Source organism: Actinophytocola sp., from assembly GCF_035712165.1.
Taxonomy (GTDB): domain Bacteria; phylum Actinomycetota; class Actinomycetes; order Mycobacteriales; family Pseudonocardiaceae; genus DASYTH01.
Window position 1 is genome coordinate 1 of the sequence record NZ_DASTBH010000281.1, and the last position, 9031, is coordinate 9031.

10 protein-coding genes are annotated in these 9031 nt (G+C 72.6%); 7 read left to right on the forward strand and 3 right to left on the reverse strand.

All coding sequences use genetic code 11. The features are described 5' to 3' along the window. The 3 genes from VFO68_RS15885 to VFO68_RS15895 form a co-directional block, all read left to right on the forward strand. A partial coding sequence (locus VFO68_RS15885) for an AfsR/SARP family transcriptional regulator (protein WP_325159060.1) occupies positions 1 to 568 on the forward strand: 568 nt, incomplete at its 5' end. 39 nt (positions 569 to 607) lie between these two features. Beyond that, a complete protein-coding gene (locus VFO68_RS15890; RefSeq protein ID WP_325159061.1) occupies positions 608 to 2119 on the forward strand; it encodes an FAD-dependent oxidoreductase in 1512 nt (503 codons plus the stop codon). 102 nt (positions 2120 to 2221) lie between these two features. Beyond that, positions 2222 to 3385, forward strand: coding sequence for a porin PorA family protein (locus VFO68_RS15895; protein WP_325159062.1), 1164 nt, complete (start codon positions 2222 to 2224; stop codon positions 3383 to 3385). 13 nt (positions 3386 to 3398) lie between these two features. On the opposite strand, the gene VFO68_RS15900 is transcribed toward VFO68_RS15895, so the two are convergent. Then, positions 3399 to 3713 (reverse strand): STAS domain-containing protein, encoded by a 315-nt coding sequence (locus VFO68_RS15900; RefSeq protein ID WP_325159063.1) that lies wholly within the window; start codon positions 3711 to 3713, stop codon positions 3399 to 3401. A 58-nt stretch (positions 3714 to 3771) separates the two neighbouring features. Here VFO68_RS15900 and VFO68_RS15905 point away from each other — a divergent pair, with 58 nt between their 5' ends. Continuing rightward, the gene (locus VFO68_RS15905) at positions 3772 to 4389 is read left to right on the forward strand and encodes a methyltransferase domain-containing protein (RefSeq protein ID WP_325159064.1); all 618 of its coding nucleotides are present in this window, start codon (positions 3772 to 3774) and stop codon (positions 4387 to 4389) included. On the opposite strand, the gene VFO68_RS15910 is transcribed toward VFO68_RS15905, so the two are convergent. Both VFO68_RS15910 and VFO68_RS15915 read right to left on the reverse strand, forming a co-directional pair. Further along, a complete protein-coding gene (locus tag VFO68_RS15910) occupies positions 4386 to 4799 on the reverse strand; it encodes a VOC family protein (RefSeq protein WP_325159065.1) in 414 nt (137 codons plus the stop codon). The two genes, VFO68_RS15905 and VFO68_RS15910, sit on opposite strands and share 4 nt — an antisense overlap. A 23-nt stretch (positions 4800 to 4822) precedes the next feature. Beyond that, entirely contained in the window at positions 4823 to 5335 is a 513-nt protein-coding gene (locus tag VFO68_RS15915; RefSeq protein ID WP_325159066.1) for a hypothetical protein, read from the reverse strand. Between the two features lie 228 nt (positions 5336 to 5563). On the opposite strand from VFO68_RS15915, the gene VFO68_RS15920 reads away from it, so the two are divergent. The 3 genes from VFO68_RS15920 (at position 5564) to VFO68_RS15930 (ending at position 8968) form a co-directional block, all read left to right on the forward strand. Then, positions 5564 to 6127 (forward strand): HPP family protein, encoded by a 564-nt coding sequence (locus VFO68_RS15920; RefSeq protein WP_325159067.1) that lies wholly within the window; start codon positions 5564 to 5566, stop codon positions 6125 to 6127. 73 nt (positions 6128 to 6200) lie between these two features. After that, entirely contained in the window at positions 6201 to 7178 is a 978-nt protein-coding gene (locus VFO68_RS15925; RefSeq protein WP_325159068.1) for an Acg family FMN-binding oxidoreductase, read from the forward strand. Positions 7179 to 7255: 77 nt separating this feature from the next. Next, positions 7256 to 8968, forward strand: coding sequence for a GAF domain-containing sensor histidine kinase (locus tag VFO68_RS15930; protein ID WP_325159069.1), 1713 nt, complete (start codon positions 7256 to 7258; stop codon positions 8966 to 8968). Positions 8969 to 9031: the final 63 nt, after the last annotated feature.

Here is a 9031-nt window from a genome sequence, read left to right on the forward strand (position 1 = left end):
GGCCAGTGCCGGGCTGACCGTGGTGACCCACCCGGCCGGCTACGTGCTGCGGCTGGCGCCCGGCATGCTCGACGCCGAGCGGTTCGCGCACCTGGTCGCGGCCGGGCGGCAGGCGCTGGCCGCCGAACCGGCGGTGGCCGCCGAACGGCTGACCCACGCCCTGTCGCTGTGGCGCGGCGACGCCTACGACGAGTTCGGCGGCGTGGCCCAGCTGCGGGCGGAGACGCGGCGGCTGCACGAGATGCGCATCTCCGCCGTCGCGGACTGGGTCGACGCCGAACTCGCCATCGGCGCCGGCGCGGAACTGGTCGCGGAGCTGACCGGGCTCACCGAGCAGCACCCCGGGCACGACCGGCTCTGGGGTCAGCTGATGCGCGCGCTGTACCGGGCCGGCCGGCAGGCGGACGCGCTGGCGGCGTTCGCCCGGGCCCGCACGGTCCTGGTCGAGCGGTTCGGCCTGGACCCGTCGCCGGCCCTGGCCGAGGTTCACCGGCAGGTACTGGAGAACGACCACCGGCTGGCGGCGCCGGGCCGGTCGCCCGCGACGCGGTGGCCCTACGGCTACTGACCCGGGTGTAAGGCCGGGTGCCCTGGGTAGCCACGTCCCATGCGGACGACGACCGAACGACAGTCGCTGTGGTTGGCCGGTTCCGAGCCGGGCGTGGACTACCCCGCGCTGGCCGGCGAGGTGCGTGCCGATGTCGCGGTGGTCGGCGCCGGAATCACCGGCCTGACCACCGCGCTGCTGCTGAAACGGGCCGGCCTGGACGTCGCGGTGGTGGAGGCCGGCCGGGTCGGGAGCGGCGCCAGCGGCAACAACACCGCGAAGGTCAGCGCGCTGCAGGCGACCGTCTACTCGGAACTGGTCGACCGGCACGGGCCGGCCGCGGCGGCCGGCTACGCGGAGGCGAACCTGGCCGGGGTGCAGACCCTCGCCGGAGTCGTCAAGCAGGAGAGCATCGACTGCGACCTGCGGAGCCGTCCGGCGGTCACCTACGCCATCGAGGAGGCCGAGCGGGCGGCCGTTGCCAAGGAGTTCGAGGCGGCCAAGCAGGCCGGGCTCCGGGTCGAGCTCGACCCCGGCGGCAGCGGCCTGCCGTTTCCCACCTACGGTTCGGTTCTGCTGGCCGACCAGCTGTCCCTGCATCCGGTGCGCTACCTGCGGGGGCTCGCGGCCGCCGTGCACGGCGACGGGAGCCGGGTCTTCGAGGACAGCCGGGTGCTCGAGGTGCGCACCGGCGCCGCGCCGAGCGTGCGCACCGCTCGCGGAACCGTTCGCGCCGGCCGGATCGTGATCGCCACGCACGCGCCGATCCTGGACCGGGGCCTGTACTTCGCCCAGTTGGAGCCGGTGCGGTCGTACTGCGTCGCGGCCCGGCTGCGGTCCGGCGAGCCACCGGCCGAGCTGGCGATCAACGCCGGGGACCCGGTGCGGTCGATCGCCTCGTGCGGCGACGCGCTGATCGTCAGCGGCGAGGGCCATCCCACCGGGGAACGCGGGGTGGACGCGCGCCGCTACCTGACCCTGGAGTCGTTCGCGCGGAAGCACTGGGACGTCGCCGAGATCACCCACCGGTGGTCGGCGCAGGACCTCTACGCCTACGACGGGTTGCCGATGATCGGCCCGTACCAGCCCGGTTCGCGAACCCTGTTCGTGGCCACCGGGTACCGCAAGTGGGGCCTGGCCACCGGGACCGCGGCGGCCCTGCTGCTCACCGACATCCTGACCGGCCAGAGCAACCCGTGGGCGGAGCTGTTCACCCCGCACCGGTTCAGCTTGCGAAGTCTGCCCCGGCTGGCTCGGCTCAACGGGAAGGTGGCGGTGGACCTCGTCGGGGATCGGCTGCGCCCGGCGGAGGTGTCCGATCCGGCCGACGTGCCGCGCGGCGAGGCGCGGGTGCTGCGGGACGGCCTCGGGCAGACCGGCGTCTACCGCGACGATCAGGGTGGGCTGCACGCCGTGTCGATGCGCTGCACGCACCTGGGTTGCCTGCTGCGGTTCAACGGCGCCGAGTCCAGTTGGGACTGCCCGTGCCACGGCTCGCGGTTCGACGTCGACGGCGCCGTGCTGGAAGGCCCGGCCACACGTCCGTTGCAACGCAAGAAACTCGACGGATGACCGCCGGCATCCGGTAGTTGCGGTTGCGGGGTTCCCAGGGGCGTTGGATCATTCGGCGCAAGTGTCGCTTGAGGACTGACCTGACGACCCCGAGGAGCTCCGGTGCGCCGATCGTCCATCGTGCTTGGGATCGTTGGGGTGCTGTTGCTCGTGGGCGCCCTGGTGGTCTGGTTGGTCGTCGTGCCGGCCGCCAAGAAGCTGCCGTCCGATCTGGACGTCACGGTGCACTACGCGGGCAAGGGCTCCGGCCTCGACGTCAAGTCTCTGATGGCAGGCGACCGGACCAACGCCCTGATCGCCGAGACCGATGCGAAGCTGGACCGGCACGTCTACGTTTCCGAGTCGACCAGCAACGTCGCCATCGTGCACGACGACACGGTGCTCGACGTCGGCCGGCTTTCCGTGGGCGAGAACCACGTCTACGCCGTGGACCGGACCAGCCGGGTCCAGGGCACCGCGCCGGAGGGCATGACCGTCGAGACGCAGTCCGACCTGACCATCACGCTGCCGATCTCGCCGGAACCCGGTGACTCCTACAAGTTCTACGACGCGCCGACGCAGACCAGCGTCACGCTGAAGTACGTCGGCGCCGAGGACCGGGGCGGCCGCGCCACCAACCACTACGTCGCCGAGGCGTCCGGCCCGGCGAAGAACCCGGTGCTGACCGCGAACCTGCCCACCGGGCTACCCAAGGCGCTGGCCGGCACCCTGCTGCCGTACCTGCCGCCCGAGGTCCAGCGGGCGGTCCAGCCGATGCTCGGCCGGTTGCCCGACCCCATCCCGCTGACCTACACGGTCACCAGCAAGTACGGGGTCTGGGCGGACGCCGACCTCGGATCGCCGGTGGACAGTTCGATCCAGCGCACCATCATGGCCTCCGCCGCCCTGGGCGCGGTGGCGGTGCCGCTCCTGCCGGTGCTGGACATCAACCTGAGCCAGACGCAGGAGTCGGTCCAGGAGCGCGCCGACTGGGCCAAGTCGCGCAGCACCCAACTCGCCCTGGTCAGCACCTGGCTACCGGTCGGCCTGCTGGTGATCGGCTTGGTCCTGCTCGTGGTGGCCGTCGTTCACCGCCGCCCGCCCGCGACCCGTCCCGCCGGCGGGGCGCCCCCGCCACCCGCCGCGCCACCTGCTGCGCCGCCCGCGCCCGTCGCACCACCCGAGCCGGCCGAACCCGAGCCGGCCAGGGACGAGGAGCCTCCGGGCGAGCCGGAACCACCCACCGAACCCGGCGACGAGCCGGGCAAGCCGTCCGCCCCGGCGTAACCCGCGGCACGCCTCAGAGCGTGGCCGCCTCGACGACGTTCACGCAGAGAACCAGCACCTGGTCCAGCCCGGTGACCTCGATCGAGCGGCGGACGATGGGGTTGACGCCGACCACGACGCGAAGCTGGCAGGACTGCTCGTCGGCCTTGACGGCGGCGTTGGCGAGCACGGCCAACCCGGGCGACCCGAAGAAGGCGACGTCGGTGAGGTCGACGACCACACAGCCGCCGGTCATGCGTTCCAGGGTCTCGTCCAGGGTCTGCTGCAGGGCGGGCGCCGTCTGGACGTCGACCTCGTCGGTGACCCGGACTATCAGGACATCGTCCATGGCTCGGGGCCTACCCGCAGCCACGGAAAGGCAAACGCGGCGCACTAGGCTCTCGCGGATGCCGGACGTGTACACCACGATCGCCACGGCGGACGCTGCCGTGGTGGCGCCGCTGGTGGAGACCCTGGGTGCGGGACTGCCGAACCTGACGTTCATGACCGGCGACGCGCAGGCTCTGCCGCTGCCCCCCGGCTCGGTCGACGTCGCCGTGTTCCACACGGTGCTCTGCCACGTCGACGACCCGGAGTTGGCACTGGCCGAGGCGATGCGGGTGCTCCGGCCGGGCGGGCACGTGGCGATCTTCGACGGCGACTACACCACGGTCTCGGTGGCCACCTCGGCCGCCGATCCGTTGCAGGCGTGTGCCGAGGCGGCCGTCGGCTTCCTGGTGCACGACCGGTGGCTGGCCCGGCGGCTGCCCGCGCTGCTCGGCGCCGCCGGCTTCGAGTGGATCCGGGTGCGGGGGCACAACTACCTCGACGCCCCGTCCGCGTCCGGCTACCTGCTCGCGCTGATCGACCGGGGCACCGACGCACTGCTCGCCGGCGGCCGGATCGGGCCCGAGGTGGCACAGGCGCTTCGGGCCGAGGCCCAGCGCCGCAGTGACGCGGGGGAGTTCTTCGGCCACATCGCCTACGTCAGCGCGATCGCGCAGAAAGCCGGCGCGGGGCACTAGGGCCAGTCGGCCGCGGACAGGCCGTCGGCGTGGCCCGGCGGCCACTGCACCAACTCGATCCGGTTGCCGTCCGGGTCGGTGAGCCAGGTGGTCAGGAAGTCCGCCGAGCCGTCCGGCGAACCCGGTGTCTGCGCCTGGACGCCTCGGGCGGCGAGCTCGGCGACGGTGTCCGCCATCGACTCCACCTTGATGACGAAGTGGTTGAGGCGGTTGGTGCCGAGGCCGGCGGTGTTGCCGGGATCATGGACGAGCTCGATGGTGACGAACTCGTCACCGGGCAGCGCCAGCATGGTCAGGCTGCCGAACTCGGTCTCCGGGACGGTGCCGAGAACCTGGTAGCCGAGCGCGGTGTAGAACGCGAGGGACCGCTGGAGATCGGTCACCCGCAGGCCGAAGTGCAAGGTCCGCACGGCCTCACCCTAGGGCATGGCGATCAGGCGCCGTTGATGCTGGCCGAGGCGTGCTGCAGGTCCTCGACCGCGCTGCCGAGGAAGCCGTGGATCTCGGTCGGGGACTCGGAGGTGGCCGCGGAGCCGGCGTGCCCGGAGGCCGACGTCGCCCAGTGGCCGACCTCGTTGCACGCCTTCACCGAGTACACCCATTCCTGTACTCCGGCGGCGACGAGTTGGCTGGCCGCGGTGTAACCCTGGACGGACAGCGCCGCGCACTGCCCGGTGAACGCCTCGAACTCCTCCCGGGTCGAGGTGTTCGATGTCGCGAGCAGGATGTTGCCCTGCTGGTAGGCGGCATCCACCTCGAGCTTGAGATGTCCGCACACGCTGTCGATGTACTCGCCCAGTTCCGCCTGCCACCGGGCCTGCTCCAACTCCTCGGCGGTGAGCTCGTCGGTCTCGACGGCGACCGGCTGCTGGTCCGGCTCGCTCGCCTGGGTGTGCACCCACTCCTGGGCCTCGTCCCACCAGCTCTTCTCGTCCTGTTCGGCCATGTGCGCCACCCTGCCACCGGGCCCCTGGGGCTGATCATGACCCGGCAGGCCGCGAACCAGACACCCGGCGCTGCCCGATCGGGCAGCACCCCCGGTCCGCGCGACCTACTGTGCCCACAGTGGATAGTCAGGTCGCGCGGGTCGAAGGTCCCTGCCGGTCGAGGTCTCGAGTCGCTGCCGGCCGGCGCGGATCCGGACGAGAGTGGGCGGTGGCAAGGGAGGCAACGGATGAACGAGACGACCGTCGCGACCGTGATGCGCCGCGATCCCGACGCGGTCCGCCCGCACACGCCGTTCAAGGAGATCCTGGAACTGCTCGCGAACCGCGGCGCCGGTGCCGTGCCCGTGGTCAGCGCGACCGGGGCCGTGATCGGCTTGGTGTCGGAGCTGGACCTGTTGCGCGGCCGGCCGAACCGGCGGCGGGCCGGCAGCCGCCGGCTGACCGCGATCGAGCTGATGACCGCGCCGGCGCCGGCCATCGCCCCGGACACCACGATCGCCGACGCCGTCCGGACGTTCGTCCGCCACGGCTGGACGCGGGTCTTCGTCGTGGACGGCGGGCGGCTGGTCGGCCTGCTGACCGCACGCGACCTGCTGAGCGCGTTTCGCCGGCCGGACAAGGAGATCCTGGCCGAGGTCGAGTACGAGTTGGATCACCCGCTGCACGTCAGCGTGGACGACGGGATCGTGCTCCTCACCGGCGCCGGGCAACCCGGCGCGGTGCTGGCGCCCACGCTCACCCGGATCGCCGCGATCCCGGGGGTCATCGACGTCCGGCAGCGCACCCGGTGACCGGGACTTCGGTCCCGCGCACCCGGGCCCTGCGGCACTGCCGCAACCGGCTCCCGCCCACCATCCTCGACACATGAGCTCCAGCACCAGGACACAGTGGACCCGGGGCGAGATCGCGACGGTGGCGTTCGCGGTCCAGCGGGCGCCGTCGGTGCACAACACCCAGCCGTGGGCGCTGGAGTTCGGTGCCGGTGAGGTGGCGCTGTTCGAGCGGTGGGACCTGTCGCTGCCGGGGCACGACGCGACCGGCCGGGACCGGTTGATCTCCTGTGGCGCCGCGCTGACCAACCTGCTGCTCGCGGTGCGGGTGCTCGGCCGGGATGCGACGGCCACGCTGTTCGCCGACCCGGACCGGCCCGACGAGCTGGCCCGGATCTGCGCCACCCGGTCGCGGGAACCGTCCGAAGTGGACCTGGCGCTGCACGCGGCGATCGCGCACCGGCACAGCTACCGGATGCCGCTGCGGGACCGGCCGGTTCCCGACGAACTGCGCGGTGAGCTCCTCGCCACGCACACCGACGGGGTGGCCGCCCGCCGCATCGAGGGCCTGGCGGAGGCCGGGGTACTGGCCACCCTGCTCGACCACGCCGGGCTCGTATACCGCCAGGACCCGGTCTACCAGCGGGAACTCGCGGCCTGGACGAACACCCAGCGCGGCTACACCCCGGGCGGCGGGCTGCCCCGGCCCCGGCTGAGCCACGACACGCTGCCCTGGGCGGGGCTGGTGCGCACCACCACGTCCCTGCCCGACCCGGACGTCCTCGCCGACCGGCTCCGGCGGGAATTCCTGCTGCTGGTGCACACTCCCGACGACGGTATCGCCGACCACGTCCGGGCCGGGCAGGCCGCGCAGCGCATCTGGCTGCACGCGACGCACGCCGGCCTGGCCGGCTCGATCCTCACCCAGCCGCTGCAGGTGCCCGAGGTTCGCGCCGGACTGACCGAACACCTCGACCTGCCCGGCTTTCCGCAGGCCCTGTTGCGGCTCGGCTACCCGACCCGCCCGGCGACGCCCAGCCCGCGCATGCCGATCTCCGAACTGATCCGGTGAGCCGGACCGCCGGGTGAGAGCGTCTTGGCGCGGGCGGGGCCACATGTCACAGTGAACCCGGCGAAAGGCGGGTCGGCATGGTGGACGGGCAGCCCTCGGCGCAGGTTCGGGTGTCGTTGGCTGGGTTGCGGTTGGACGAGTTGCTCGGCGAGGTGCAGGACCGGCTGACCGAGATCGCCCGTACCCGGGACCGGATGCAGGGGCTGTTGGACTCGGTGCTGGCGGTGGGCTCGGGTCTGGAGCTCCACGGCACGCTGCGGCGGATCATCGAGACCGCGGTGGAGTTGGTCGACGCCCGGTACGGGGCCGTGGGAGTGCTCGGCGCCGAGGGCGGTCTGAGCGAGTTCGTCTACGTGGGAATCGACGAGCCGGTTCGTGCGCTGATGGGACATTTGCCGCAGGGCAAGGGTTTGCTCGGTGAGCTGATCGAGCATCCGCGACCGATCCGGTTGCCGGACCTGGCCGAACATCCCGCGTCGGTGGGTTTTCCGGCCAACCATCCGCCGATGCGTAGTTTTCTCGGGGTGCCGATCCGGGTGCGGGACGCGATCTTCGGCAACATCTACCTCACCGAGAAGCGCGGCGGGGGCGAGTTCACCGCCGACGACGAGGTGATGTTGCAGGCGTTGGCCACCGCAGCCGGGATCGCGGTGGAGAACTCCCGGCTGTTCGAGCGGGCGTTGCTGCGGGAGCGGTGGTTACAGGCCTCGGCCGAGGTCAACGGGAGCCTGCTCGGTGGGGCCAGCGGCGCCGAGGCGCTGTGGCTGATCGTGGACCGGGTGCTGCGCCTGGCGGCCGCCGACTGCGCGCTCATCCTGTTGCTGGATCCCGAGCAGGACGGCCGGCTGGTGGTTCGGGCCGGGGCCGGGGAGTACGCCGAACGGCTGCTCTCGGCGGCGGTTTCGGTGGCCGAGCCGGCCATCGCCGAGGTGGTGTCCGGCGCGATCCCGGCGCTCATCCCCGATCTGACCCACGCGATGCCGGGTGGCCTCGGCGAGACGGACCCCGGGTACGGCCCGGCGCTCGCGGTGCCGCTGGGTGCCGGCGGCCGGGTCAGTGGCGTGCTGCTGGCGTTGCGGGACAAGGGTTCCGCGCAGTTCGCCCAGGAGCAGGTGCCGGTGCTGGCCTCGTTCGCCGACCAGACCGCGCTGGCCCTTGAGCTGGCGGACAAGCAGCGCGCCCAGCGCCAGCTCGACCTGCTCGCCGACCGCGACCGGATCGCCGGAGACCTGCACGACCACGTCATCCAGCAACTGTTCGCCACCGGGATGAGCCTGCAGGGCGGGGTGCGCCGGATCGCCGACCCGGAGGCCCGGCGGCGCGTGCTGCGGGCGATCGAGCAGTTGGACAACACCATGCGGGACATCCGCACGTCGATCTTCGACCTGAACACCAGCGCCGACGGCTCGGGGGTGAGCCTGCGCAGGCGGATGCTGGATGTGGTCGCCGAGGTGTCCACGGACGCGGCGGCGTCGCCCACGATCCGGATCAATGGGGCGGTGGACACCCTGGTGCCGGCGGAGGTCGGCGAGCACGCGCTGGCGGTGCTGCGCGAGGGCGTGTCCAACGCGATCCGGCACGCCCAGGCGCACCAGATCATCGTGACCGTCGAGGTGAGCGACGACCTGGTCGTGGACGTCTGCGACGACGGGGTGGGGCTGCCCGCCGACCTCGCCCGCAGCGGCCTGCTCGGCATCGAACGCCGGGCCGGCGAGTGCGGCGGAACCGCCAGCATCGGCCCGGGCCCGCGCGGCGGCACCCGGCTGACCTGGCGGGTGCCGCTGGGTTAGGTCAGGAGTTGCGCGGGGTGACGAGGCCGGACTCGTAGGCGAGGACGACGAGTTGGGCGCGGT